The sequence below is a fragment of the Bradyrhizobium sp. GW821-FHT13H06 genome (genome assembly GCF_058803975.1).
Window position 1 is genome coordinate 380,545 of the sequence record NZ_JBXAPN010000007.1, and the last position, 25,066, is coordinate 405,610.

Below are 25,066 nucleotides of genomic sequence, written 5' to 3' on the forward strand. Positions count from 1 at the left end.
GGTGGCCAGCCACGACGATCGATCAAGCTGCTTGCAAGCGCTATTCGCCTCAGACAATCAGGCAATGTGACCGGCAGGCGCCGCGTTCACTCAATCGAAGGACAACGAAATGAGGACGAATGACAATCGCACGGCTCGTGCCAAGCGCGAGGCCGACAAGCTGTTCAAACAGGTCGACACGACGAAGACGAAGCAGCCGAATGACTATGAAATGGCGCAACAGTCGTTTCAAGACAACCGCGAGCGCTTGAAGGCGGAGCGCTTGGCTCGGGAGGCTAAGTCGACTGGTCGACGCAAATAGGGACGTGTTCGGCAGTCCTGCTGTTTCGACGTCAGGGATGGAGAGCGCTCATCAGTGGGCGAGGAGCAAATCCTCAGCGGAAATGCCGACAGTTGAAACGCGCGATGCGCGCACGATCAATGAGGCTGCCGACCCCAATCGGTCCGCCTATCGGGCGAGGCTGGAGAGCGGGAGGATGATCACAGCGGTCAGGCCGTCATCGAGCCAGGAATACCGTATTGTCCCGTTATGACGGTGGACTGTCGTCTCGATCAAAGTGGATCCGAACCCCCTCGTTTCGGGTTGGCTGACCCGCGGCCCGCCGGATTCATTCCATGTCACCTCCAGACGATCGTCATGGATTGACCATCCTACACTGACCTGTCCTTCGTCGCGGCTCAGCGCACCGTACTTGGCGGCATTGGTGGCGAGCTCATGAAAAACGAGGGCCATGCTGTTGCTCGCATGATCGCCCAGTGCAACGTCGGGCCCCTCTGTCGAGACGCGCTCATACGGCTTGAGGATGGTCTCCATCAGCTGCTGAAGCCCAACCCGCAATATGGTGTCGTGCGCAAAGGGCCGTCTGACCAGCTGATTGGCGTTCGCAAGTGCAAGGAGTCGCCCCGACATCTTGGCCACCAACTCCTCCTTGGTGGTCGCGGTGCGCGCGGTCAGTCGCAGCATGCCGTCCGTGATGGCGAGAAGATTCTTGATGCGATGGGACATTTCACGCGTGAGTTGCTCTTGCTCCTGCAAAGCTGCCTGAACGACTTCCTCGGCCTGTATCATTCGGATCGCCACGCTCGAGAAGGCGGCAAGCTCGGTCAGGACACGTACATGTTCCAGGGAGAAGAAGCCCGGCTCCGAACCGACGACCCAGAGCGTTCCTGCGCCGCTATCCTCGGCAGGCCGTCGCAAGTGCAGGGGGACGAGCAGGACTTCTGGGATGGTGATGCCTGCGCTCCTGATCCAGCCGTAGACCGTCTCCGGATGCTTCATCAGGACTGGAGCATTTTGCTGCAGCGTCACCCCGCAAGGGCTGTAATCAAGCGGGGTTCGTGTTCCTTCAAAGGCCGCGAGAGCCCCATGAAGTCCAAACCACCTGAACTCGCGAACCTCGTGCTCCAGGAGGGAAATACCCGCCGATTCTGCTCCGCAGGCCTCCATCGCGAGCCGCACCAGGCGAGGCAGCACCGCTTTCGGATTATCGGCCATGTCATCGGCCAAATCCCGAAACGCAAGCTTCTCGCGCAGATAGTCGGGCGGCTCCGAGGCCCTTTTTGCGAGTTCATCCGTGATGATGATGTCTGCGAGGTCGTGGGGGGCTGGCGCCATTTCTTGTGGTCTCTGGAACCTAGCTCGAACGGGGGACTTGGAAAGAATTGGTCTCATCTCAGGAGCGGGCCGTTGAAGATCTTGATCGTCGAAGACGAGCCCCTCATTCTCATGGATGTTGAAGTTCAACTCCTGGAAGCAGGGTACGAGGTGGCCGTGGCAGAGAACGCCGATGTTGCCGTCCGGATGCTGGCGCAGAGCATGTTCGACCTGCTGTTAACCGATATCGACATGCCCGGTTCCATGGATGGACTGCAGCTGGCGAGCGCGGTGAGAGATCGATGGCCGCCCGTCAGATTAGTCCTGATGTCGGGCAAGAGGCATCCTCACGTAACCGAAATGCCCTCGCAAGCGCGATTTCTCAGCAAGCCACTGCAACCAGCTGAACTGATGAAGGCCGTGGCGATCTGGTAGCGAAGCAAGGCGCACGAGGACAACGATGCTGCCTCACTTCTGGCCGTCCGGGCCCTCATCCCAAGGACGCTTGCCGCGCGCGTCGCGATCCCATGCTCACTCCTTCGGGCGGCCTGTCGCTTCATCCGCGTTTTCTTTTGTGTGGATGACCTTGATCTGATTCCGGGAGAGCTCCTCTTTGTTGCTTTATGCCGCCGCCGGCCAACAGGCCAAAAGCAAAGCCATAATGAGCGCTCTCATCACTTCCGATAGCATGGATCCGGGGCGCCGTCCGTTAATTCTGCAGGGGTTGATCGCCAGCGTACGTCGGGAAGTCGCGTGCGTTCAGTCCACGCGCGACCGCGATACTCCGGGTGCTGAACCGGCTGGAGCCGCTGCCGTGCGCAAACGCGACCAGACCACGGGCATTTTCCGGCAGCGTCAGCGTTCCTGCCAGCCCCAGCGGCGGCATGAGAACGTCGAACGATTGATCGCGTTTCATGCACCGCCCCCCGGTCTGGTCAGCCCTGTAGATTCCTGAGCGGCGCCGGAAGATGGGCCATCAACTTCTCGAATTCGCCGGGATCCAGCTTCTCCCACAGCACTTCGTAGACGCCGCGGGCTGCGCCGAGCGCAGTGAGCGGGAACTGCGGCGGAAGCTCCCTGGCGACATGTGCCGCAAATTCCTCGATATGCCGTTCCTTGGTCGGCGTTGCCGCCAAGCGCCAGCCCTCGTAGTAGATACCGCGCACCATGATCGGCAGCTGAGCCCCGAGCTTGACCACCACCTCCGGCGGCAACCGATCGCGCAACGCATGCAGAACGGCTCGCAATGCGCTGTAGGCCTGATGGCGGTTCTCCAAGGCCAGCTGCTCGTCGATGGCCTTGAGCCAGACATTTATTTCCTGGACCGAATGGTCCAACGCAGTCACACCCGTGGACATGCTCATGATGTTGCTCCCGGACCAGAGACCGATCGTTGATTATTTGCGGGCTCGGGCCAGCCTGCTTTGACGTGCCGCAAGGTTCCCACGGCGGATTGCCAATCGGATCGGGTTGATCTCGCGCAAGGTTTTGGGCGCATCGTGTGCTCAGAATGTCCGTCCGATAGGAGGAGCGCGACCATGCAAACCCCGGCTCAAATCGAGTTCGAGCACGTGACGGCGTCCCCGAAGCTGCAAGCGGCGATCGACGGGCACATTGCTGAGCTGGAAAAGCGCTACGGTCGAGCGACCGCGGGCCGCATCGTCGTGAGAGGCCCTGGTGATCGTCACAAGACGGGCGGTCAATACCAGGTGAGCATCCGCCTGTGCCTTCCCGAAGGGCGCGAAGTCAATGTCGGGCGGACGCCCAAGCAGGACGAGCGGTACGCCGATCTGACCTTTGCGGTGGACGATGCATTCAAGCGCGCACGGCGGCAGCTGCAGGACCAGGTGCGTGTGATGCACGGCCAGACCAAGCTCCACGAAGGAGAACCGGTTGGGACCGTCGTGCGTATCGATCCCAGCGGCGAGTTCGGCTTTCTGGAAGGGACCGACGGCCAGGAGGTCTATTTCAATCGTAACAGCGTTGTGGAGGGCCGCGCGAGCATCGCCGTCGGCTCGCGTGTCAGCTTTGTTGAGGATCTCGGAGAGAAGGGACCACGGGCCAGCACGGTCAGGGTTCTGAACAAGCACAGCCTGCGGACGTAGGTGCTCCATCACTGCATTGTGGAGTGCATGATGGTTAGTAGCTGGATGCCTCGGGCCGCGTTGGCCCGGAGCGATCGGCTGCGCCCTGGGGCTCGAAGCTCGCGACTACGTGAAGGATTTGGCCCGGCCGTTGTTCCGGCCGGATATGGGCGCGAGAGCCATGGCCTCGCTTCACGATGGCGAAAGCGCGCATGGGCGGGCGTGTGAGGTCAGCGCACGGCTTGCTGCACAACGGTAGGAACCTTCATCGCTAGCCTGAGTTGGCCGCACGGGAAGGGGCCGAGAGTCACACGAGGCCAATCGTGCAAGAAGACGTGCGCGTGCACAGCACCGCGCAGATCGCGGGTCATCCCATTCATCCGATGCTGGTGCCGATCCCGATCGCGTGTTTTGTCGGGGCGCTGCTGACCGATATCGCCTATGTCGTCAGCGCCGAGATCATGTGGGCGGATTTTTCGGCCTGGCTTCTTCTCGTCGGCGTCATCTTCGGCGTGCTGGCGGCCATCGCGGGCCTGATCGATTTCCTCGGTAACCGGCTGGTGCGGGCGCAGGCGCCGGCCTGGCCGCATTTGATCGGCAATGCGGTAGTGCTGATCCTGGCGATCTTCAACACGATGATCCACATGCGCGATGCCTGGACCTCGGTGTGGCCGGTCGGGCTGGTGCTTTCGGCGATCACCGTGCTGATCCTGCCTGTCACGGGCTGGCTCGGCTCGGCCCTGGTCTATCGCCACGGCGTGGGAGTTGCGCGATGAAGCACTTGCTTGCCCACGCGCTGTTGTGCTCGTCGTTGCTGTTTCTGGCCGGCTGCAATGACGGCAGCGGTGATCCCAGGGCGCAAGTAGGCGCCAACCCGACACTCCCCGACATCCAGCAATATTTGGTGCCGCCGATCCATATCGCCCCCATCGTCGGCTGGAAGAAGGACGAGACGCCGACCGTCGCGCAAGGTTTGCAGGCGAAGGCTTTCGCCACGGGCTTGCAGCACCCGCGCTCGCTCTACGTGCTGCCCAATGGCGACGTGCTGGTGGTGGAATCCAAGGCGCCGAAGGGCGCCCCGATCAAGCGGCCCAAAGAGATCGTGATGGGCTTCGTCGAGTCTTGGGCGACCTCCGGCGGCGATACCGGCGAGAGTAATCGCATCACACTGCTGCGCGACAGCAATGGTGACGGCGTGCCGGAGACGCAAAGCGTGTTCCTCGACCATCTCAATTCGCCGTTCGGCGTCGCGCTGGTCGGCAACGATCTCTATGTCGCCAACACCGACGCGATCGTCCGATATCCCTACACGGAAGGGGATACGAAGATCACCGCGCCGGGCACGGTGCTGACGCCGCTGCCGGGCGGACCGATCAACCATCACTGGACCAAGAGCCTGGTCGCTAGTCCCGACGGCTCGAAGCTCTATGCCGGCGTCGGCTCCAACAGCAACATCACCGAGAACGGCATGGAGGCCGAGCACAATCGCGCCGCGATCCTCGAGATCGACCGCGCCAGCGGCCGCTGGCGCCTGTTCGCAAGCGGTCTGCGCAACCCGAACGGCCTCAGCTTCGAGCCGCAGACCGGCGCGCTGTGGACGGTGGTGAACGAGCGCGACGAGCTCGGCCCCGATCTCGTCCCCGACTACATGACCTCGGTGAAGGACGGCGGCTTCTACGGCTGGCCCTACAGCTATTTCGGCCAGCACGTCGATCCCCGCGTCAAGCCGGAGCGGCCGGATCTCGTCGCCAAGGCGATCGTGCCGGACTATGCCCTGAGCTCGCATGTCGCACCGCTCGGGCTCGCCTTCAACACCGGCGCCGGTCTGCCGGCCGCCTATCGCGGCGGCGCGTTCGTCGGCGAGCACGGCAGTTGGAACAGGCATGTGCTCAATGGCTACAAGGTCGTGTTCGTGCCGTTCACGGACGGCAAGCCGAGCGGTCCCGCACAGGACGTCGTCACGGGCTTTCTCAACAGTGACAACCAGGCGCGCGGCCGCCCCGTCGGCGTCGCCATCGACAAGACCGGCGCGCTTCTGGTCGCAGACGACAGCGGCAACACGGTCTGGCGGGTGACGGCAGCGCATCCGCAGCTGACGCAACATTAGACTTCGAGAACGGGAGGAGTTCGACAATGGGCCTTGCTCAATATGCCATCGTACCGGTGCAGGACGAATGGGGCGTGCTGCATGACGGCGACGTCAAGAGCCGATACGCCACCAAGGAAGCCGCCTTCGAGTCGGCGGTGGCCGCGGCGTCCCTGGCCCTTCGCGAGGGGCATGAAGTCCATGTCAGCGTCCCCGGCCGCGAAGCCGGCGACAACGCGCTCGGTGTGTAGAACAACCGAGAGAAGGAGGCCGCGATGATGACCAAGCTCCGTGAGCAGAACGGCGTCGAGCCGCCCCGGTCCGAGGACGACATCCAGCGCGAGCAGCGCGGCGTGCCCGGTGCGCCTGACCCGGCCAAGATGACGCCGCAGCGGGACAAGAAGACTCCGAAGCACATCGATCCCGGCCACACGTCCTGACAATCGCTCTGCGGCTGGCGCCGCGGTGCCATTCGGAACCGACATTCCCGCTCGGCCCGTATACCGGGTATGACGTGCCGCCGGGCGCGATCTGTGCCTGGCGGGCAGGCGATTGGAATGCGGTTCTTGAAATCTGACGGCAGGCTCATCGGCGTCCTGCTGGTGCTCGCGATCACGCAGCTGGTCGGATGGGGCACGATCGGGCTTCCCGCCATCGTCGGGCGTGATCTCGCGGCCGATCTCGGCATGAGCCTGCCGGCGGTGTTCGCCGGGACATCCGTTCTCTACGTCTCGATGGGGCTGTGCGGCCCGTTGCTCGCCAAATCGTTTGCGCGGCATGGCGCGCGGACGGTCATGATGGTCGGTACGATCGTCACTGCGCCGGGCTTCGTGCTGCTCTCGCTCGCGCGCGAGCCGATGCTTTATTTCGCCGCGTGGATCGTGCTCGGCATCGCCGGCAGCGCCACGCTGTCGACCGGCGCCTATATCATGCTGAACGAGGTCGCGGGGCGGCGGGCCAAGAGCGCGATCGGCGCGCTCATGCTGGTGACGGGCCTGTCCAGCAGCATCTTCTGGCCGACCACCTCGTTCCTGAGCGGCCATCTCGGCTGGCGGTGGACGTGCCTCGTCTACGCGGCGATGATGCTCGTCGTCAGCCTCCCGCTCTATGCTTTTTTCGCGCCACGCCGGATCGTCGCAAAGGACGATGGCGCCGAACCGGCCAGGCGGTCGCCGCCGCCTGCGATTCCGAGGAGTACGTTCGGCCTCGTCGTCGCCGCGATCACGCTGAACGCCTTCGTCAATTTCGGTATCAGCGCCGTCCTGATCGAGCTCTTGCGGGCGGAGGGGCTGACGCCGGCGCAGGCGCTCGGGTTCGGCTCGATGCTGGGCGTGATCCAGGTCAGCGCCCGCGGGCTGGATTTCCTCGGTGGCGGCCGGTGGGACGGGATCACGACCGGGCTCGTGGCGGGCACCGCATTGCCGGTCGCCATGCTGCTGCTGATGATGAGCGAGGGCGCCACCTGGGCGGTCGCGGTGTTCATCCTGCTCTATGGCGCCGGCAGCGGCGCGATGGCGGTGGCGCGGGCGACCATCCCGCTCGTGTTCTACGACCAGGCCGAGTTCGCCAAGGCCATGTCGATGATCGCGCTGCCGCTCAATCTGGCATCGGCGGTCTCGCCGCCGCTCCTCGTCGGCCTGCTGACCCAGTTCGGCAGCCGCGGTGCGCTCGGTCTCACCTTTGTCTTCTCCTGCGCCACGGTGCTGATCCTGGTCCTGCTCGGCCGCCGCCGGCCGCGGGTGGTCGCGGCGGGCGCAACCTGAGACCGCGAGGCGAAATTCGCGGTGCGGGAAGTTGCGGGCAGGAATTGGCGCCGCTGCCCGGCAGGAGATGGCCGTATGCCGTCAGTGCAGTGCTCAGGGCGCGAAAATAGTGTATCCGCAGGGAGCGCGGCCTTTCGATCTCGCCGCCGCGCCAAGATCAGTTCCCCGGAGGAAATCGATATGTCGGCCTTGCCGCTCTCAGGCATCAAGATCCTTGACCTCACCCGCGTGCTTGCCGGGCCGCTGTCGGCCCAGATGCTGGGCGATCTCGGCGCGGAGGTGATCAAGATCGAGCGGCCGGGCACCGGCGACGACGCGCGCGCCTTCGGCCCCCCTTACCTGACCGACCCCGAGGGCAAGGCCAACAACAACAATTCGTTCTATCTCTGCGCCAACCGCAACAAGAAGTCCGTCACCGTCAACATCGCCAAGCCGGAAGGGCAGGCGATCGTCCGGGAGCTCGCCAAGGACGCCGACGTCTTCATGGAGAACTACAAGGTCGGCGATCTCAAGCGCTACGGCCTCGACTACGAGACCATCAAGGCGATCAATCCCGGCATCATCTATTGCTCGGTGACCGGCTTCGGCCAGACCGGACCGTATGCGCCGCGTGCCGGCTATGATGCCATCCTGCAGGCGATGGGCGGATTGATGAGCGTCACCGGCCATATCGACGGCGAGCCGGGCGAGGGCCCGATGAAGGTCGGCCCGTCGATCGTCGACTACATGACCGGCATGAACTCCTCGATCGGGATTCTCTCGGCGCTCTACCATCGTGATGCCAATGGCGGGCAGGGACAGCACATTGACGTCTGCCTGTTCGACACCGTCATCGCATCCTTGTCGCACTGGCTGCAGATCTATCTCGTCAACGGCAAGACGCCGCCGCGCCGCGGCACCTGGGGCAATGGCGGCATGCCGGCCGGCGTGTTCCGCTGCGCCGACGGCGAATTGATGCTGGTGGTCGGGAACGACGGCCAGTTTCAGCGCACCTGCGCCGTCCTCGGCGAGCCCGAACTCGCTAACGATCCGCGCTTCGTCAAGAACAACGATCGCGTCGTGCACGGCAAGGAGATCATGGCGATCTTCGCCGGCCTGTTCCTGAAGAAGCCGGTGGCCTACTGGCTGGAAAAGCTGGAGGAGGCCGGCGTGCCGTCAGGTCCGATCAACAATTTCGAGCAGGTGTTCTCCGATCCGCACGTCCAGTCGCGCGGCATGCGGGTGAAGGTCGACCACCCCTTCAAACCCGATCTTTCGCTGGTCCGCAACGCGCTGACCCTCTCGGAGACGCCGATCGAGACCTACCGCGCCCCGCCGCTGCTGGGGGAACATACCGAAGAAGTGCTCGGCGCCAAGCTCGGCTATGATGCCGGCAAGATCGAGACGCTGAGGCAGCAGGGGATCATCTGAAGCATGATCCTCCGGAAAAGTGCGCAGCGGTTTTCCGAAAAGATCATGCTTTGAACAACAACCTGAAGCACGATGACGATTCAGCCTCATCGCATTGCGCTTTCGCCGGAGGGAGCGCGAGCCTCGGCGCGCCATTGCGACAGCCGAGGACCCGCGCGGGATGCTGGGGCTTGCCTGAAGCTTGCGCGCAATCCCCAAATAATCCCGGTCCGTAGTCGCACAGGCTTCCCCTTCGCGCGAGACTCTGATTCGATCCCTCCACTTGAGTTCGGGAGGGAAGTGAATGTCCTACACGATCGGGTTCCAGGCCAAGGACCAGAAGGCCATTCTGGCGACCGAGGCGGCCACCGCCAATCAGGCCGTCGCCATCGTTGCTGCGCTGCGGCAGAGCGCCGACGAAATAAAGTTCATCCGCTCGCCGCAGGAAGGCGAGATGGGCATCGAGATGTTGCTGCTGCTCGCCAAGGAAGAGGCCGAGGAGATGCCGCAGCGGATATAGGCGCTGTCGCCGCTACCCGGACTTCCGAGGTCTTGCCGCAAGCGGGACCAACTCGCTCGGCTTGCGATCGATGTTCATTGATCAGCGCGAATCCCGCGCCAGCGCTCTCGGCTTTGCGTCGACCTTTCCCGCCGTCAGCGCCATCGTCGCGACGCTGACCACGCGCGCGACCACGTCCTCGACGTCGTCGAGGTCGCATTTGCCTTCCGACAGCTTCGTCAGCCGTTCGCTCTCGCGGATGGTGTGGTGCGCCATCGCGAGCGCGAAGTTGAGGCCCCAGTAGATATCGACCTCGCTGCGCTCGGGCAGGGCGCGGCGCATCGCGCCGGCGAATTTCCGCAAATGGTCGATCTCGCGGTTCTTGATGCGGCGGATCGGCGGCACCGATTCGATCGAGGCGCGGATCATGAAGCGCGCGGCGGTGGAGCGCTGGTTCGCCGGGCCGAGGCAGCCGCGCAAGGTCGGCCCGACCAGCGCGCGCAGGATCACCTCGATCGGCGCGCGACCGCCGCCTTGCTCTTCCGCCGCCTTCAATTCGCGCAGGCGCTCGCGGTTGGTGGCGATCGAGCGTGTGACGAACAGCTCCGCGATCAGCTCGTCCTTCGAGCCGAAATGATAGTTCACCGCCGCCAGGTTGACATTGGCCTCCGCGACGATGTCGCGCAGCGTCACGTCGCCGAAGCCGCGATCGGCATAGAGCCGTTCGGCGGCGGCGAGAATGGCAGACCTCGTATGATCGCTGGCCATGGCTCTTATCCCGTCATTCCGGAGGGACGCGCCGGCGTCGAACCCGGAATCTCGCGCCACAACTTCGAGATCCGGGTTCAGCCCTGCAGGCTGCCCCGGAATGACGCCGTGAGCGAGGGAGTTGCAATTCAAACAGTTGTATGAAACTATCGTTTGAAGGCCGGGAAAGTCAATCCGCAATCGGGACTCATTCGCAACTGTGATGGGTTCCGGTGCGCCTCGCAGTTTCGCGCTTGCGGGCCGCGCGCGGCGGGAGGACAGTCCGGCGCAAAAGGGTTTGCGAGAGAGAAAACGAGGAGCGTCCCATGGATTTTGATCTGTCCACCAAGCAGAAGGAATGGCTCGATCGCGTGCGGTCCTTCATGGCCAAGCACGTGCGCCCGGCAGTGCCGATCTACGACCAGCAGGACAAGAACGGCGACCGCTGGAAGGTCATCCCGATCCTGGAAGACCTCAAGAAGAAGGCGAAGGCCGAAGGCCTCTGGAACATGTTCATGCCGCCGAACGAGCATGAAGATGATGAATTCCGCGGTGCGGGATTGACCAATCTCGAATACGCGCTCTTGTCCGAAGAGATGGGCCGCATCACCTGGGCCTCCGAGGTGTTCAACTGCTCCGCGCCTGATACCGGCAACATGGAAGTGTTCATGCGCTACGGCACCAAGGAGCAGAAGCGCAAATGGCTGCGCCCGTTGATGGACGGCGAGATCCGCTCGGCCTTCCTGATGACGGAACCGGCGGTCGCCTCGTCCGACGCCACCAACATCGAGACCCGCATCGAGCGCGACGGCGACCACTACGTCATCAACGGCCGCAAATGGTGGTCATCCGGTGTCGGCGATCCCCGCTGCAAGATCGCGATCCTGATGGGCAAGACCGATTTCAAGGCGGCCAAGCACCAGCAGCAGTCGCAGATCCTGGTTCCGCTCGACACATCAGGCATCAAGGTCGAGAAGATGCTGCCCGTGTTCGGCTTCGACGATGCGCCGCACGGTCATGCCCAGGTGCTGCTCGACAACGTGCGGGTGCCGAAGGAGAACATCCTGCTCGGCGAAGGCCGGGGCTTCGAGATCGCGCAGGGCCGCCTCGGTCCGGGTCGCATCCACCACTGCATGCGGACCATCGGCAAGGCCGAGGAGGCGCTGGAGAAGATGGTGAAGCGGCTCACCTCGCGCACCGCCTTCGGCAAGAAGATCGTCGAGCATTCGGTGTGGGAGCAGCGCATCGGCGAAGCCCGCACCAACATCGAGATGACGCGTCTTCTGTGCCTCAAGGCCGCCGACATGATGGACAAGGTCGGCAACAAGACCGCGCAGGCCGAGATCGCCATGATCAAGGTCGCGGCGCCCAACATGGCGCTGAAGATCATCGACGAGGCGATCCAGGCGTTTGGCGGTGCTGGCGTGTCGGACGAGGCGGGCCTCGCCAAGGACTACGCCCACATCCGCACGCTGCGGCTCGCCGACGGCCCGGACGAGGTGCACAACCGCGCCATTGCCAGGCTCGAGGTTCGGAAGTATGCAAACTCTCCCAATCACTAAGCGGGGGAGCCCTGCGGCGCTCCCGATTTGAAGAAACGACAGGACATGATCCAATTGCGGTAACCGCTTGACGCAAGTGCGTCAGCGGCTACCGATTAGGATCATGTTCGGACTGAAGAGGGAGCGTCATCGTGGCTGACGGCGTCAGGAAAGACGAAGAGTTCTCGGGCACCAAGCCGGTCGAGGAGCGGCATCGTTTCGACGAGCTGCGGCTCGAAGCGTGGATGCGCGAGAACGTCGAAGAGTTCGAGGGGCCGCTGGTCGTCCTACAGTTCAAGGGCGGCCAATCCAACCCGACCTACCGGCTCGACACCCCGAAGCGCTCCTACGTGATGCGCAGAAAGCCGTTCGGCAAATTGCTGCCGTCGGCGCATGCGGTCGATCGCGAGTATCGCGTGATCGCCGCGCTCGGCAAGCAGGGCTTTCCGGTCGCGCGCGCCTATGCGCTGTGCCAGGACGACGGCATCATCGGTGCCGCCTTCTACATCATGTCGATGGAGGAGGGCCGGGTGTTCTGGGATCCGACGCTGCCGAGCCAGGCGCCGGACGACCGGCGCAAGATCTTCACCAGCAAGATCGAGACGCTGGCGAAGCTCCACATGTTCGATCCTGTTACGATCGGCCTCGGCGATTTTGGCAAGCCCGGAAACTATTTCGCGCGCCAGATCGACCGCTGGACCAAGCAGTACCGGGCCTCCGAGACCCAGCACATTCCCGAGTTCGAAAAGGTCGCCGAATGGCTGCCGCGGACGGTGCCGGAACAGGCGCGCGTGTCGGTCGTCCATGGTGACTATCGCCTCGACAACATGATCTTCCACGCGACGGAACCGCGCGTGCAGGCGGTGCTGGACTGGGAGCTGTCGACGCTCGGCGATCCCATGGCCGACTTCACCTATCTCCTGATGCAGTGGATCATGCCGGGCCTCGACGGCGCGGACCTCAAGGCGCTCAACATCCCGAGCGTGGAAGAGGCCGCGCAGATCTATTGCAACGTCACCAAGATGACGGTGCCGGATCTCAACTGGTACTTCGCCTACAACCTGTTCCGTCTCGCCGGCATCACCCAGGGCATCGCCGGCCGCGTCCGCGACGGCACCGCCGCCAACGCCAAGGCGCTCGAATCCGCCAAGCGCACCGTGCCGCTGTCGAAGGCGTCGTGGGAATATGCGCAGAAGGCGGGCGCGGTGTAGGACAACAAGGGCGCGGCCGATGTGGCCGCGCTTTGTGTTAGTGGTTTCGAGCTGCCTCCACACACTCCGTGTCATTGCCCGCGAAGGCGGGCAATCCAGCATTCCAGAGACGCTGGTGCTTGAACCGAGAGGCTGCGGCGTACTGGATGCCCCGGTCAAGCCGGGGCATGCTAGCTGCGATGAGGCGAACTCTTCTTTCGCCATTGTTCTTTGAGCCACGCTGCATTGCCACCCGACTGGCCGCCGTTACCACGCTGCTGGGGGCGGCCTATGCTCTACGTAGTCCTCAAACTCCCATTTCCCGAGCCGAGCAAGCTTCTCGGCCACCTCAGGCCATGAGTTTGCAGAGCATTTAACGCAATAGTCCTCGATAAACCTTTTCAGTTGCGCGTAATTGAACTCCTTGACGAAGAGGTAGTGCCTCCCCTCGACGATGTCGCTCTTCATATACGAAGCGAACCAATCGGGAGTGCAGAGCATGAAGTCGAAGGACTCTTCACCCAAGCTGTCCGCAGGTCCAATCATAGCCATGACCAGAATCCCGAACGGTCCGTCCGGCATGAACTGATCAATCGGATCGGCGTCCGGACTGAACAGCGACTTCAGTTGTGGTCGAACTTTCCCTGCCATGGGCTTGCTGATTGTCGCCTATCCCATCTTACAATGTGCGATTAGCCGCTCCACGAAGCCTGCGCATTTTTCCAGCTCGGCCATCTCCACGAACTCGTCCGGCGTGTGCGCCTGCGCGATCGAGCCGGGGCCGATCACCACCGACGGGATATCGGCCATGCTGGAGAACAGGCTCGCCTCGGTGCCGAAGGCGACCTTGGCGTGGTCGTTACGTCCCGCCAGGCTTTTGGCGAGCGTGACGATCGCGGCGTCGGAGGCGGTGTCGAGGGCGGGGTAGTCGAGGATCTCCTCGAAATCGATGCCGCACTCCGGATGTCTGGTCTTCATCGCCGGCTCGAGCTCGGCCTTGGCCCAGGCGACGATCGCATCCGTGACCTCCCGCGACTCCGTGATGCCGATGCCGCGGCATTCGAAATCCACCATGCAGGTGTCAGGCACGATGTTGAGCGCGGCGCCGCCATGGACGATGCTGGTGAGCAGCGTCGAGTGCGGAACGTCGTAGAGGCTGTCGTTTGACCGCACGGCCGCAAGCTTCTCGGCGCGGCGGCGGATCTCGACAATCAGCTCGGCGGCATATTCGATCGCGTTGACGCCGTCGGGCGCGATCGAGGAATGCCGAGCGAGGCCGCGAAAGGTGGCGCGCACGCCGTGCTTGCCCTTGTGGCCGATGATGACCTGCATCTGCGTCGGCTCGCCGATGAAGGCGCCGAGCGGCTTGATCTTCTTCTTCGCGACCTCGCGCAGCATCGGCCGCACGCCGACGCAGCCGATCTCCTCGTCATAGGAGATCGCCAGATGAATCGGTGTCTTGAGCCCGGCCTCCAGCATCTCCGGCACCATGGCGAGGCACACCGCGACAAATCCCTTCATGTCGGTGGTGCCGCGGCCATAGAGCTTGCCGTCGCACTCCACCAGCTTGAACGGATCATGGCTCCAGTCCTGGCCCACGACGGGCACCACATCGGTATGGCCCGACAGCACCATGCCGGGACGATCCTCCGGCCCGATCGTGACCCACAGCGCGGCCTTCTCGCCGGTCTCGTCGACGATGCGCTCACCCTTGATGCCGAACGCGGCGAGATAGTTTTCGATATGGGCGATCAGGGGCAGGTTGGTGCGGTCGCTGATGGTGTCGAAACCGACGAGGTCGGCGAGGAGTTTTCGAATACGGTCGGGTCTTGAGCTTGGCATTGTCTCGTTCTGTCGGGGGAATGGAGGCTGAAACGCTTGCAGGAACCATACCAATGTGGCGCCCGGTCGGGCAAATCAACATCGCAACCGTCATTCCGGGGCGATGCGCAGCATCGAGCCCGGAATCCATCGGGCCGCATCACCCGCGGTGACATGGGTTCCGGGGTCGCGCCTTCGTCGCGCCCCGGAATGACGAGGGAAGAGCTACCAGACCTTGCGTTGCCTGTCGGGCAAAACACCCAAACCATCGGTCAAGACGTCTCGCCCAAAATATTCCGCTTTACCGAAATTCGGAAACGGCGTATGTGTCGCCGCAATCCGGCCCATGGAAGAGGGGCGTATCGCGATCGTCACGAACGCGGGCCGGGCGGCGGTGGACGCAGATGGCGTTGGCGCGAACGGGCTTGCAGGGCGGGCAACCGTGAGCAAGGTGGTCGCGCATACGACCGGTGCCATCAGCGTACGGCAAAATCGTGTGGTCCTGGCGCCCGGGGTCTGTGCGCCAAGTCTTGCGGTGACGTTGCGGCCCGACCGGGCTCGCACCGTCAGTCATCCGCAAGGCGACGGGGGCAATAGTGCATCGCTCCCCGGGGAGATCACGACATAAGCCGTCAAACCACTGCGCAGGGAAGGCCGGATGTTTTGGCTTCACCTGTATGCCGCTGTGCAGCTTTTTTTAAGCACACGCTTTCGCACAGTGGACCGCGGGTGCCAGCCGGCGCCCGGTCTTCCCTGCGCCCTCTTTCAATTGAGGGCGAGGCGACAAGCAAAGCTCGGGCGAAGTGCGCCGCGAGGATGCGATGCTGTGTCCGCATGAAGGCGAGTACATTGCAAACCCTATGCATCACCGTCACCCTGAGGTGCGCGCGCTGCGGCGCGATGGCGTCGCAGAGCAAGCCTCGAAGGGCGACGGCCCCGCTGCACCAGCTCGGCCGTTCATCCTTCGAGGCTCTGCATGCGATGCGTCCGCATCGCACGCCTCGCACCTCAGGATGACGGATCAATTGTTGTCGCCGCGGAGAGATTTTGACGATGCTGAGGCAGTAAGCGCGAACATTCCGCTCTTGTGCCCCGGACGCAGCGCAGCGTCTCTTCGACGATGCGCTGCAGAGCCGGGGCCCCATGTTGCAGCGACCCGTGTGGCGTCCTGGGTCCCGGCTCTGCGCTGCAGCGTAAGAACGCTGCAGCGCGTCCGGGACACGGGATCCCAATTAAACCGGCTTGCCCGTGTACGGCATCGACGCCGTGAGGCCGCCGTCCACCGGGAATGCCTGGCCGTTGACATACGAGGCCTCGTCGCTGGCCAGGAACAGTCCCATCGCCGCGAGCTCGTGCGGCTGGCCGGGGCGCTTGAGCGGATTGAGCTGGCCGATCTTGTCCTGGGTGCCGCGTTCCTTGGCGCGGTCGAAGATCGGTTTTGTCATGCCCGTCTCGATCAGGCCGGGGCAGACCGCGTTGATGCGCACGCCGGTGCCGGTGAGCGAATAGGCCGTGGTCTGCACCAGGCTGATCACGCCGGCCTTGCTCGCGGCATAGGGATGTCCGCTCGCGCCGGCCTTGAGGCCGGCGACGGAGGCGGTCAGCACGATCGCGCCGGACTGCTGCTTGACCATGTGCGGCATCGCGTATTTCACCGCGAGAAACGGCCCGATCAGGTTGATGCGCAAGATCTCCTGCCAGTGCTCCACCGTCTGCTCGGCGAGCGGAACGAGTCCGCCGGAGATGCCGGCATTGGCCCAGATCACGTCGAGCCGGCCATGCGCCTTCACCGCCTTGTCGATCACGGCGATGACGTCCTTTTCGGAGCCGGCATCCGCGATCATGGCTTCCGCGATGCCGCCGGCCTTCTTCACCTCCTCGACGGTCTCCTTCACGGCCTCGGTGCGATCGACCGCGATCAGCTTGGCCCCTTCCTTGGTGAACAGCAGCGCAGCCGCGCGACCGATGCCGCTGCCGGCGCCGGTGATGATGACGGATTTGCCTTGCAGGCGGCCCATGCGTTTCTCCCTTGTGGTGCCCCGCGCGGCGCTTGCCGCGCGGCGGAATTTCAAACAAGATTTCAAACGGTAAAGTGTCTTGAGGCACGTTCGCTACTCACGTACAGCGACATCAGACGGGATGGAAGGGTTTCGATGGCAGGTGCAGACAAGCCAAATGTGGTCGTCACGCGATGGTGGTGGGTCCGTCACGCGCCGGTGCGCAATGACGGCGGCAACATCTACGGACAGTCCGACATCGCCTGCGACACCAGCGACACCTATGTGTTCAATGCTGTTGCCAAGGTGCTGCCACGCACGGCGGCCTGGTATTCGAGCAACCTGATGCGCACCCACCAGACCGCCGAGGCGATCTGGGCCGCCGGCTTTCCAAGGCCTGCGTCGATGAAGTGGGAAGCGGATCTCGCCGAGCAGAATCTCGGCCGCTGGCAGGGCATGAACCGGGCCCAGTTCATCGCGAGCCGCCCCGTCGGCACGAGCTGGTTCGCCGATGTCAACGAGCCCGCGCCCGGCGGCGAGAGCTTCATGGACCTCTACAACCGCACGCGCCGCACCATCGAGCGGATCAACGCTGAGGCGGCAGGACAGGACATCATCGCGGTCGCGCATGGCGGCACGATCAAGGCGGCGCTGGGCCTCGCGCTCGACGGCCAGCCGGAGCGCGGGCTGTCGTTCGACATCGACAATTGCTCGGTGACGCGGCTGGACTATTTTGCGAGTCCCGAGCGCACCGTCTGGCGACTGCCGATGGTGAACCAGCAGCCGTGGATTGCGGATGCTGCGCACGCAGCGATGCACCAGCCGGCGGGACCGGAAGTCAAGAAGCTCGCCTGAGTTAAGCTGTCATTCCGGGATGGTCCGAAGGACCCGACCCGGAATCTCGAGATCCCTGGTTCGATGCTTCGCATCGCCCCGGGATGACATTCAATACCAAGATCAATCAGGGAGAGACACATGACCTTGTTCGACATGAAGGGGAAAGTCGCCGTCATCACCGGATCGACGCGCGGCATCGGGCTTGCGATCGCCGAGCGCATGGCCGAGCACGGCGCCAAGGTGGTGATCTCCTCGCGCAAGGCCGATGTCTGCGAGCAGGTCGCCAAGGGGATCAACGACAAGTTCGGCAAAGGGACCGCAATCGCGGTCGCCGCCAACATCTCGTCGAAAGAGAACCTGCAGAACCTCGTCGACGAGAGCAACCGTGCCTTCGGCAAGATCGACGTGCTGGTGTGCAACGCCGCCTCGAACCCGTATTACGGGCCGCTCGCCGGCATCTCCGACGATCAGTTCAGGAAGATCCTCGACAACAACATCGTCGCCAACAACTGGCTGATCTCGATGGTGGTGCCGCAGATGATCGAGCGCAAGGACGGCTCCATCATCATCGTCTCCTCGATCGGCGGCCTCAAGGGTTCGACCATCCTCGGTGCCTACGCGATCTCGAAAGCCGCCGACATGCAACTCGCGCGCAACCTCGCCTGTGAATACGGCCCGCACAACATCCGCGTGAACTGCATCGCGCCGGGCCTGATCAAGACGGACTTCGCCAAGGCGCTGTGGGACAATCCGGAGAATTTGAAGGCCTCGACCTCGCGGTCGCCGCTGGAGCGCATCGGCATCCCCGACGAGATCGCAGGCGCCGCGGTGTTCCTGGGCTCTGCGGCCGGCGACTTCATGACCGGCCAGACCATGGTGATCGACGGCGGCGCGACGATCAGTTGATGGTTTCGTGTCCCGGACGCGGTGCGGCACGCAGTGCCGCTCCGCAGAGCCGGGACCCAGAAAGCCAAGGGCTAGATTGCAGAGGCATGGGCCCCGGCTCTGCGCCGCACCGCTACGCGCTGCGTCGCGTCCGGGGCACGAGCGAGACTTCACTCCACCGCAGCGTAAACCAGATCCCGCACCAAGGTCCGCGTGTAGTCGCGCTGTCCGGGGCCCTGGCTCATGAACACCGCGAACAGATCCTCCTTCGGATCGATCCAGAAGAACGTGCCGGCAATGCCGCTCCAGAAATACTGGCCGACGCTGCCGGGGAAGGGCGCAATGCCGGCCTCCTTGCGCACGGCGAAGCCGAGGCCGAAGCCGTGGCCGGGCGAGAGCAGGGTGCCGTTGATCGCAACGCCTGGCCCGAGGTGATCGGAGGCCATCAGCTCCAGCGTCTTGCGGCCGATGACTCTGTTGCCGTCGAGCGTGCCGCCATTGCGCAGCATCAGGCAGAAGCGGGCATAGTCCATCGTGGTCGAGACCAGGCCGCCGCCGCCGGACTCCATCACCGGCTGCTCGAGCATGTTGAACAGCGCGACCTTGTCGCCGGTCCAGGGATCGGCCGCGAACGGCTCGGCGAGCCGGCCGGCATTAGCCTCGGATGCGGAGAAGCTGGTCTCGGCCATCTGGAGCGGTGCGAGCACGCGCTCGGTGAGGAAGGCGCCGAGCGTCTTGCCGCTGACGACCTCGATGATGCGGCCAAGGATGTCGGTCGAGCGGCTGTAGTTGAACGCCGCGCCGGGCTGGCAGACCAGCGGAAAGCTCGCCACCAGCGCGGCGTGCTCGGCGTTGCTGATCTTGCGGCTGCGGACGCGGGACTCCTGGTAGAGCTTGTGCACGGGGCCGTCGCCCTGGTGCTCGTAGGTGAGGCCGGAGGTGTGGCGGAGCAGGTCCTGTACGGTCATGGGCCGCGTCGGGGGCACCAGCTCCAACTTGCCGTCCTTGACGACGCCGACCTTCTGGTTCGCAAATTCCGGGATGAATTTTGCGACGGCGTCGCCGAGCAGGAGCTGGCCATCCTCGACCAGCGCCATGATGCCGACCGAGACGATCGGCTTGGTCATCGAGAAGATGCGGAAGATCGAATCGCGCGCCATCGGTGCGGCGCCGGCCGGGCTTTGCTTGCCGAGCGCCTCGAACCAGCCGATCTGGCCGCGCCGGGCCACCAGCACGGTGATGCCGGGAACGGTTCCCTTGTCGATCTCGCGCTTGAATGCGTCCGACATGGCCTGGAGACGGGGACGCGACAGCCCGAGCGTCTCGGGGCGCGCTTCCGGCACAGGCGGGGTCTGGAGCGCGGTCGTGGCCTGTGGGGCGGCTGTGGCGGTCGCTGTCGCGGTCATGGGCACTCCCGGTTGTTTTTCGTTATCGTGAACGGACTGTGGCCCGGAAACCCCGGCACAAACAAGCGAAGCCGACGCGGTTCACCCTTGCAAACCGGCCGTCCCTTGTGCTTGAAAGCGCCCCTGATCCGCGGTGACGCGGGTTCGTAGGAGTGTAGCTCAATTGGTAGAGCACCGGTCTCCAAAACCGGGGGTCGCAGGTTCGAGCCCTGCCACTCCTGCCAGTAAAATCAGTCACTTAGGTTGCTCTCGGGGTATCCCGCCCCAAATTTGCTAACGCGTTTGCTAACCGGCGCTGAGAAATCCCGCCGCCAACCCAGCCAGCGCCTCCGTCAACTTGTCGTCCGCCTGCTGCGAGCGTTTTCGCTTGGTGTAGTTGCGCAGCACCACGGCGGGGTCATCGCCAATCCGCTGCGCGACGGTGTGGACCGGGATGCCTGCGTCGAGCAGGGCGGTTGCATGGATGCCGCGCAGGTCATGGAACCGGGTCTTCCCAAACCCAAGCGCCTCCGCGCGGTCGGCAAAATCCCGCGAGAAATTGCGTGGATGTCGGGGGGTCGTGAACGACACCGAGATCGCCGAAAACATCAAAGCGCCGCTAGGCAATTTGATCAAGGATAGGTCAACGTCGGCTCCGTCCGGTACACCAGCACAGAGACGTAGCTGCCGCTGCTTCTCCTGCAACAGCACCGCGATCACGTCATCGTCCAGATTGATGGTTCGGAAGCCGCGCTTGGTCTTCGGCGGCTTGATCCTGATGCCGAATTTCTTGGTATGCTCCAAAGCGCGTTCAATCCGCAGCGTCTTTTTAGTGGTGTCGAGATCAGTCCAGCGCAGCGCCAGTAACTCATTGCGGCGTGCGCCGCAGGCGGCGGCGAGCACTACGACCGGATAGATGGTTACTGACCTGAACCCGGCAACCAATGTCCTCAATTCGGTATCCGTTAGACCTTCGCCGATCTGATCAACCTCTTCCTGATCATCGGGGTCAAAGTCAAAGGCTTCTGGTGCGGGAATTTGTTCGACGCGCGACATTGGATTGACTGCGATCAAACCCTTGCGGTGAGCAGTCCCCAGACAAGAGCCAAGAACAGTATGGACGTGGTGTTGCGTCCGAGGGGAAATGATCTTGGCGTCCGCCATGTCGGAGTACAGCTTATCGATCTCCTCCGCGCGCAGTTTCTGAAGCAAACGACTGCCGATCACGGGCTTTACATGCGTTCGAAGTAGTTGGCCGTAGCGCTCCAACGTTCGCTGATTGACTTTCTTCTTCCGCTTTCCCGGCGCACCGGCTTCGATCCACTGATCAACCCATTGCCCGGTCGTTAGCTTGGAGGGTTCTACATATTTGTCATCCTCTATCTCGGTGATCAGGCGCGCGAGTTCTTTCTCAGCGCCGCGCTTGCTACCGCGAAACGTCACCCACTTCTGTTTGCGCTTTTCGCCGCGCTCGCGCGGCAAATCGATGATCAGCGAATATGAGCCTTCCGAGCGCTGCTTGATCGTGCCTTTCATTTCTCTGTCCCTTCTGGATCAGTGAAGCCGCCGTGCGATCCTCCCGGATGACCGGGCGGCAACCAGATGTTTCCGTACGGTGAGTGAACGGCTTTGTATCCCGCCTCACGCAACGCAGCTTCGAGCTTGCCCTTCTTGATGTCGGCCATGGTCGTGTTCATCGCGTCGAGCATGGCGTCGTAGGTAACGGCCCGTTCAATCAACGCCTCGATCTGTGCCGACTGCGAGAGCTGGCTCGCCTCCGCAGCTGCAGCGACGATGGCCTTCGTCTTAGCGGACATTCTCAGGCTGACAGGCAACCGAGCGCGCTCAGGTTTCGCCTTTTTTGATTTCGCCTTCTTCATCCCCACCGCTCCCGTTCCATCCCCATTTTCTGTAGTTAAATGGCACTACGGGGATTGTCAAGGCTTGGAAAGGAGGTGTAGCGTAGTGGCATACCACTACAGTTCCGGAGGAGAGGTGCGATGGTCAGCCAGCAGAAAAAGAAAGTACGTAAGGCAGCAGCAGTGCCCGCAGTTGCACCGAGATCGGCAGCGGCCGAAGCAATCATCACCGCGACCATCACCGTTGAGCAAGCTGCGACGCGGCTGGGCATCGGGCGCAACCAAGCTTACGACGCGGTACACCGTGGTGATCTCCCGGTGATCAAGCTCGGCAAGCGTCTGCTGATCCCGACAGCGGCTCTCAACCGGCTACTGGGGGAGATCGCCTGATGTCCCGCATCACGCACTGCGACACCGCAAAGCCCCGGCATCGTCCGGGGCTTTTTCTTTTGGGATGTCAAAGGAACTGACAACTCACGCCAACGAAAACCGCGCCGGGAGCGAACCGGCGCGGCGGATTTCAAGACAAGCCATCGGCGGCGTTGGAGGCCGGAAATGGGTTTAAAGAAGTTAGACCTTGAAGGCCGGGTGAGCAAGATCGCCGTCGCCTATTGCCGTCGCGGCTGGAACCCAGTGCCTGTCCCCTACCAATCGAAGGGGCCGACCGGGAGAGGTTGGCAGCGTCGCGTCATTACCGAAGCCAACGTGCCGGAATATTTCAACGGTGCTTCCCAGAATATCGGCATCATCATGGGGCCGACATCGAACGGCCTGACTGATCTCGATCTTGATTGTGCCGAAGCCATCGCCATCGCGCCGTATGTATTGCCGAAAACCGCCGCGATCTTCGGCCGCACCAGCAAGCGTGATAGTCATTGGGAGTATCGCACGACGCTGGCGGCGACGCTCGACAAGGCGTCGTTGAAGTTGATCGACCCGGTACATCCCGACAAGAAAAAGAATACGGTGCTGGAAATCCGCGTGGGCGGCGACAAGGGCGCGCAGACAATCTTCCCCGGTTCGGTGCATGAGAGCGGCGAAGAGATCACGTGGAGCGAGAATGGTGATCCTGCTGTTGCCGATGACAACGATCTTGTGCGCCGCGCGAAGCTACTCGGTGCGCTTGCGCTCTTGGCGCGCTATTGGCCGGGTGAAGGCGCGCGACACGACGCGGCGCTGACTATCGGCGGCTTTCTGGCGCGCTGCGGCTACAAGCCACCCGAGATCAAGTATTTCGCCGAAGCCGTCGCCAAGGCGGCAGGCGATAACGAGCGACGCGACCGCATGCGGGCCGCAGAAGATCAGGCGACCGAACATCAGCAAGGCCGACCGTCGCGCGGTTACCCGTCGCTTAAGACAATGTTCGACGAGAAAATCGCGATGCAGATCGCTGATTGGTTGGACTATCGCGGCAGCCGCAACGGCGACGAGACAGCAGCAACATCGACCAGCAACGCGCCAATCGCAGGTTCACCGAATTGGAGAGAGCAGCGCAAGAACGGCACACCGATCCCCAGCATGCACAATGCGCGCCTTGCGATCGTGGCGCTTGGCATCACCTGCAGCCGCGACACGTTCCACAACAAGACGCTGTTTGGATTTCGCGACGGCACCATCAGGCACGAATTGCAATCGATCCTAGGCGAAGTCAGCGACGACGGCATCATCGCTCTGCGCCAACTGATGTCCGACAAGTTCGGTTTCGATCTGGAAGATAAGGCGACCCGCGATGCCGTGAAGTCGCTGGCACTACAGCATTGCTTCAATCCAGTGTGCGACCTGATCGATAAGGCCGAAGCCGAATGGGATGGCGTCGAACGTCTCGACAGGATGGCCGTCGATTATTTCAATTGCGAGGACACACCGGTCAATCGCGCATTCCTACGCAAGACCATGATTGCGATGGTCGCCCGCGCCCGCAAGCCCGGCTGCAAGTACGACACGATCACCGTGTTGGAGAGCGTTGAAGGCTACAACAAATCCACGGCTTGGCGTGTTCTTGCTGGTGACGAAAACTTCTCCGATGAAGCGATCATCGGCAAAGGAAACCGAGAGGTCCAAGAGCAGCTGTCAGAGATTTGGCTGCACGAAAATGCCGATCTCGCCGGGATGAAGAAGGCCGAGGTCGAGACCGTCAAGGCGTTTGCCAGTCGCACCACGGACATCGCCCGAGCGGCCTTCGCCCATTTCGTGGTGAAGCAGCCAAGGCACTCCATCGAGGTCGGCAGCACCAACAGCGACGAATATCTGCAGAGCCAGACAGGCAACCGCCGCTTTTGGCCGCTGCGGGTGACGAAGGCGATCGATGTTGAAAAGCTCAAGCGCGACCGGCTGCAGTTAATCGGTGAAGCCGCGAGGTGCCAGTCCGCAGGCGAGAGCATCACGCTGGATGAAACGATGTGGGCTGATGCCGCCGTCGTGCAGGACGAACGCCGGGTCAAAGACCCGTGGGAGGCTGAACTTGCAATCATCCACCTGTATCAGGAGATCAAAGGGGCCGATGCCTCAGCCGAGGCCAAGGTGCGGCTCATTGTCTACCGCAACACTGAGGACGAGGAGTGCGTCGCCAGCCGCGATCTCCTGACTTACGTGCTGGATATTCCGCCCGGCCAACAGACGCAGGCTCACACCATGCGCTTGTCGGTGGTGATGAAGCGGCTGGGCTGGATGCGTTCCGGCAAACTCACCATCGGTTCCGAGCGCGTCCGGGGCTATTTCCGGAAGGTCAAGACAGGTGGCTAACCCGGTTCCCGCCCAACCTGCCCACCCTAAAGGGTGGGCGCGCATAGTGTCTGGCGTTTTTCCCGCCACGGCCGCCGAGGCCGTCCGGGCCACCGAAATGCACCGCTGTCCTAGAACTCTATTTAGGTTGGGCAGGTTGGGCAGGTTGGGCATCTCCTATAATTACAGGGGTTTCTTGCGCCCAACCTGCCTAGCGGTGCCCAACCTCAGGTCGGGCGGCCAACGGTCACAGCCTCGCAAATGCCATGCTGGCCTTGAGATCAGCGAGCGACGCTCAGCCCGGCCACCCGAGGGAGGTTGGTCTTGAGGCGGGACCGAAGGGGCGCCCACGAGCCGCCGCCGCCGTGCCGCTGTCCGCGCTGCGGCTTCGATCTGGCCTCGCCGCCGTTTGATCCCGCCAGACTGGTCGCCGGGCTGGCTGACAGCTTCGCTGATGCGCCGTTCACGGTGGCGATGATGATCCGGCAGGCCGAGCGAGACCCGCACCTGCGGGCCGCGCTGGCGGGCAAGAGCGCCAAACAGATCGGCAAGGTGCTGCAGCGGATGGCTGGGCCTTACGACGGGCTGTCGATCGTCCGCCAGCCGCTGACGGAGCTGGGCTCTGCGGTGTGGCGGGTGGTGGTGGCTTAGGGGAGTGCCGCACTCCC

General features: G+C 63.2%; 27 protein-coding genes and 1 tRNA gene. 18 read left to right on the forward strand and 10 right to left on the reverse strand.

What is annotated here, in order from left to right:
* The first annotated feature begins 109 nt into the window (after positions 1-109).
* The gene (locus AC1RQP_RS28380; protein WP_492939852.1) at positions 110-301 is read left to right on the forward strand and encodes a hypothetical protein; all 192 of its coding nucleotides are present in this window, start codon (positions 110-112) and stop codon (positions 299-301) included.
* 147 nt (positions 302-448) lie between these two features.
* On the opposite strand, the gene AC1RQP_RS28385 is transcribed toward AC1RQP_RS28380, so the two are convergent.
* The gene (locus AC1RQP_RS28385) at positions 449-1,615 is read right to left on the reverse strand and encodes a sensor histidine kinase (RefSeq protein WP_492939854.1); all 1,167 of its coding nucleotides are present in this window, start codon (positions 1,613-1,615) and stop codon (positions 449-451) included.
* 72 nt (positions 1,616-1,687) lie between these two features.
* Between AC1RQP_RS28385 and AC1RQP_RS28390 the strand changes: the two genes are divergently transcribed.
* On the forward strand, positions 1,688-2,029 hold the full coding sequence (locus AC1RQP_RS28390; RefSeq protein ID WP_492939856.1) for a response regulator: 342 nt from the start codon (positions 1,688-1,690) through the stop codon (positions 2,027-2,029).
* 274 nt (positions 2,030-2,303) lie between these two features.
* On the opposite strand, the gene AC1RQP_RS28395 is transcribed toward AC1RQP_RS28390, so the two are convergent.
* Entirely contained in the window at positions 2,304-2,510 is a 207-nt protein-coding gene (locus AC1RQP_RS28395) for a hypothetical protein (RefSeq protein WP_492939858.1), read from the reverse strand.
* 19 nt (positions 2,511-2,529) lie between these two features.
* Entirely contained in the window at positions 2,530-2,958 is a 429-nt protein-coding gene (locus tag AC1RQP_RS28400) for a DUF2267 domain-containing protein (RefSeq protein WP_245311862.1), read from the reverse strand.
* A gap of 174 nt (positions 2,959-3,132) precedes the next feature.
* Here AC1RQP_RS28400 and AC1RQP_RS28405 point away from each other — a divergent pair, with 174 nt between their 5' ends.
* The 8 genes from AC1RQP_RS28405 to AC1RQP_RS28440 all read left to right on the forward strand — a co-directional run bounded on the left by AC1RQP_RS28405 (position 3,133) and on the right by AC1RQP_RS28440 (position 9,436).
* Positions 3,133-3,699: an HPF/RaiA family ribosome-associated protein gene (locus AC1RQP_RS28405; RefSeq protein WP_492939860.1), complete on the forward strand. Its 567-nt coding sequence runs from the start codon at positions 3,133-3,135 to the stop codon at positions 3,697-3,699.
* 302 nt (positions 3,700-4,001) lie between these two features.
* Positions 4,002-4,454: a DUF2231 domain-containing protein gene (locus tag AC1RQP_RS28410; protein ID WP_492939862.1), complete on the forward strand. Its 453-nt coding sequence runs from the start codon at positions 4,002-4,004 to the stop codon at positions 4,452-4,454.
* The gene (locus AC1RQP_RS28415; RefSeq protein WP_492939864.1) at positions 4,451-5,785 is read left to right on the forward strand and encodes a PQQ-dependent sugar dehydrogenase; all 1,335 of its coding nucleotides are present in this window, start codon (positions 4,451-4,453) and stop codon (positions 5,783-5,785) included. Before AC1RQP_RS28410 ends, AC1RQP_RS28415 begins: the two co-directional genes overlap by 4 nt.
* A gap of 26 nt (positions 5,786-5,811) precedes the next feature.
* Positions 5,812-6,015 (forward strand): hypothetical protein, encoded by a 204-nt coding sequence (locus tag AC1RQP_RS28420; RefSeq protein WP_061030115.1) that lies wholly within the window; start codon positions 5,812-5,814, stop codon positions 6,013-6,015.
* A gap of 24 nt (positions 6,016-6,039) precedes the next feature.
* On the forward strand, positions 6,040-6,204 hold the full coding sequence (locus AC1RQP_RS28425) for a hypothetical protein (protein WP_492939905.1): 165 nt from the start codon (positions 6,040-6,042) through the stop codon (positions 6,202-6,204).
* A gap of 117 nt (positions 6,205-6,321) precedes the next feature.
* A complete protein-coding gene (locus AC1RQP_RS28430) occupies positions 6,322-7,527 on the forward strand; it encodes an MFS transporter (protein WP_492939866.1) in 1,206 nt (401 codons plus the stop codon).
* A 180-nt stretch (positions 7,528-7,707) separates the two neighbouring features.
* A complete protein-coding gene (locus tag AC1RQP_RS28435) occupies positions 7,708-8,937 on the forward strand; it encodes a CaiB/BaiF CoA transferase family protein (protein ID WP_492939868.1) in 1,230 nt (409 codons plus the stop codon).
* Between the two features lie 283 nt (positions 8,938-9,220).
* Complete coding sequence (locus AC1RQP_RS28440) at positions 9,221-9,436, forward strand: hypothetical protein (RefSeq protein WP_239624507.1); 216 nt, start codon at positions 9,221-9,223, stop codon at positions 9,434-9,436.
* A gap of 81 nt (positions 9,437-9,517) precedes the next feature.
* Here AC1RQP_RS28440 and AC1RQP_RS28445 read toward each other — a convergent pair whose 3' ends face one another.
* Complete coding sequence (locus tag AC1RQP_RS28445) at positions 9,518-10,183, reverse strand: TetR/AcrR family transcriptional regulator (RefSeq protein WP_131867512.1); 666 nt, start codon at positions 10,181-10,183, stop codon at positions 9,518-9,520.
* A 305-nt stretch (positions 10,184-10,488) separates the two neighbouring features.
* On the opposite strand from AC1RQP_RS28445, the gene AC1RQP_RS28450 reads away from it, so the two are divergent.
* On the forward strand, positions 10,489-11,724 hold the full coding sequence (locus AC1RQP_RS28450) for an acyl-CoA dehydrogenase family protein (protein ID WP_492939870.1): 1,236 nt from the start codon (positions 10,489-10,491) through the stop codon (positions 11,722-11,724).
* 131 nt (positions 11,725-11,855) lie between these two features.
* Positions 11,856-12,914: a phosphotransferase family protein gene (locus AC1RQP_RS28455; RefSeq protein WP_492939872.1), complete on the forward strand. Its 1,059-nt coding sequence runs from the start codon at positions 11,856-11,858 to the stop codon at positions 12,912-12,914.
* Between the two features lie 246 nt (positions 12,915-13,160).
* On the opposite strand, the gene AC1RQP_RS28460 is transcribed toward AC1RQP_RS28455, so the two are convergent.
* From AC1RQP_RS28460 to AC1RQP_RS28470, 3 genes are all read right to left on the reverse strand, one after another.
* Complete coding sequence (locus AC1RQP_RS28460) at positions 13,161-13,544, reverse strand: immunity 8 family protein (protein ID WP_492939874.1); 384 nt, start codon at positions 13,542-13,544, stop codon at positions 13,161-13,163.
* Between the two features lie 18 nt (positions 13,545-13,562).
* Positions 13,563-14,735, reverse strand: coding sequence for an acetylornithine deacetylase (gene argE, locus AC1RQP_RS28465; protein ID WP_492939876.1), 1,173 nt, complete (start codon positions 14,733-14,735; stop codon positions 13,563-13,565).
* A gap of 1,211 nt (positions 14,736-15,946) precedes the next feature.
* Complete coding sequence (locus tag AC1RQP_RS28470; protein WP_028182362.1) at positions 15,947-16,732, reverse strand: SDR family NAD(P)-dependent oxidoreductase; 786 nt, start codon at positions 16,730-16,732, stop codon at positions 15,947-15,949.
* A 135-nt stretch (positions 16,733-16,867) separates the two neighbouring features.
* Here AC1RQP_RS28470 and AC1RQP_RS28475 point away from each other — a divergent pair, with 135 nt between their 5' ends.
* Together AC1RQP_RS28475 and AC1RQP_RS28480 are read left to right on the forward strand one after the other, a co-directional pair.
* Positions 16,868-17,566: a histidine phosphatase family protein gene (locus tag AC1RQP_RS28475; protein ID WP_492939878.1), complete on the forward strand. Its 699-nt coding sequence runs from the start codon at positions 16,868-16,870 to the stop codon at positions 17,564-17,566.
* A gap of 120 nt (positions 17,567-17,686) precedes the next feature.
* Entirely contained in the window at positions 17,687-18,454 is a 768-nt protein-coding gene (locus AC1RQP_RS28480) for an SDR family NAD(P)-dependent oxidoreductase (protein ID WP_492939879.1), read from the forward strand.
* 149 nt (positions 18,455-18,603) lie between these two features.
* On the opposite strand, the gene AC1RQP_RS28485 is transcribed toward AC1RQP_RS28480, so the two are convergent.
* Positions 18,604-19,839 carry a serine hydrolase domain-containing protein gene (locus AC1RQP_RS28485; RefSeq protein ID WP_492939881.1) on the reverse strand — a complete coding sequence of 412 codons (1,236 nt, stop codon included), beginning with the start codon at positions 19,837-19,839 and terminating at the stop codon, positions 18,604-18,606.
* Between the two features lie 148 nt (positions 19,840-19,987).
* Here AC1RQP_RS28485 and AC1RQP_RS28490 point away from each other — a divergent pair.
* Positions 19,988-20,063, forward strand: a tRNA-Trp gene (locus tag AC1RQP_RS28490).
* 61 nt (positions 20,064-20,124) lie between these two features.
* Here AC1RQP_RS28490 and AC1RQP_RS28495 read toward each other — a convergent pair.
* Together AC1RQP_RS28495 and AC1RQP_RS28500 are read right to left on the reverse strand one after the other, a co-directional pair.
* Positions 20,125-21,354, reverse strand: a complete 1,230-nt coding sequence (locus AC1RQP_RS28495; protein ID WP_492939883.1) for a tyrosine-type recombinase/integrase — start codon at positions 21,352-21,354, stop codon at positions 20,125-20,127.
* Positions 21,351-21,698, reverse strand: a complete 348-nt coding sequence (locus AC1RQP_RS28500; RefSeq protein ID WP_492939885.1) for a hypothetical protein — start codon at positions 21,696-21,698, stop codon at positions 21,351-21,353. Before AC1RQP_RS28500 ends, AC1RQP_RS28495 begins: the two co-directional genes overlap by 4 nt.
* A 120-nt stretch (positions 21,699-21,818) precedes the next feature.
* On the opposite strand from AC1RQP_RS28500, the gene AC1RQP_RS28505 reads away from it, so the two are divergent.
* The 3 genes from AC1RQP_RS28505 to AC1RQP_RS28515 all read left to right on the forward strand — a co-directional run bounded on the left by AC1RQP_RS28505 (position 21,819) and on the right by AC1RQP_RS28515 (position 25,049).
* The gene (locus AC1RQP_RS28505; RefSeq protein ID WP_492939887.1) at positions 21,819-22,067 is read left to right on the forward strand and encodes a helix-turn-helix domain-containing protein; all 249 of its coding nucleotides are present in this window, start codon (positions 21,819-21,821) and stop codon (positions 22,065-22,067) included.
* Between the two features lie 165 nt (positions 22,068-22,232).
* Positions 22,233-24,419, forward strand: coding sequence for a VapE domain-containing protein (locus AC1RQP_RS28510; protein WP_492939889.1), 2,187 nt, complete (start codon positions 22,233-22,235; stop codon positions 24,417-24,419).
* 303 nt (positions 24,420-24,722) lie between these two features.
* Positions 24,723-25,049: a hypothetical protein gene (locus AC1RQP_RS28515; RefSeq protein ID WP_492939891.1), complete on the forward strand. Its 327-nt coding sequence runs from the start codon at positions 24,723-24,725 to the stop codon at positions 25,047-25,049.
* Positions 25,050-25,066: the final 17 nt, after the last annotated feature.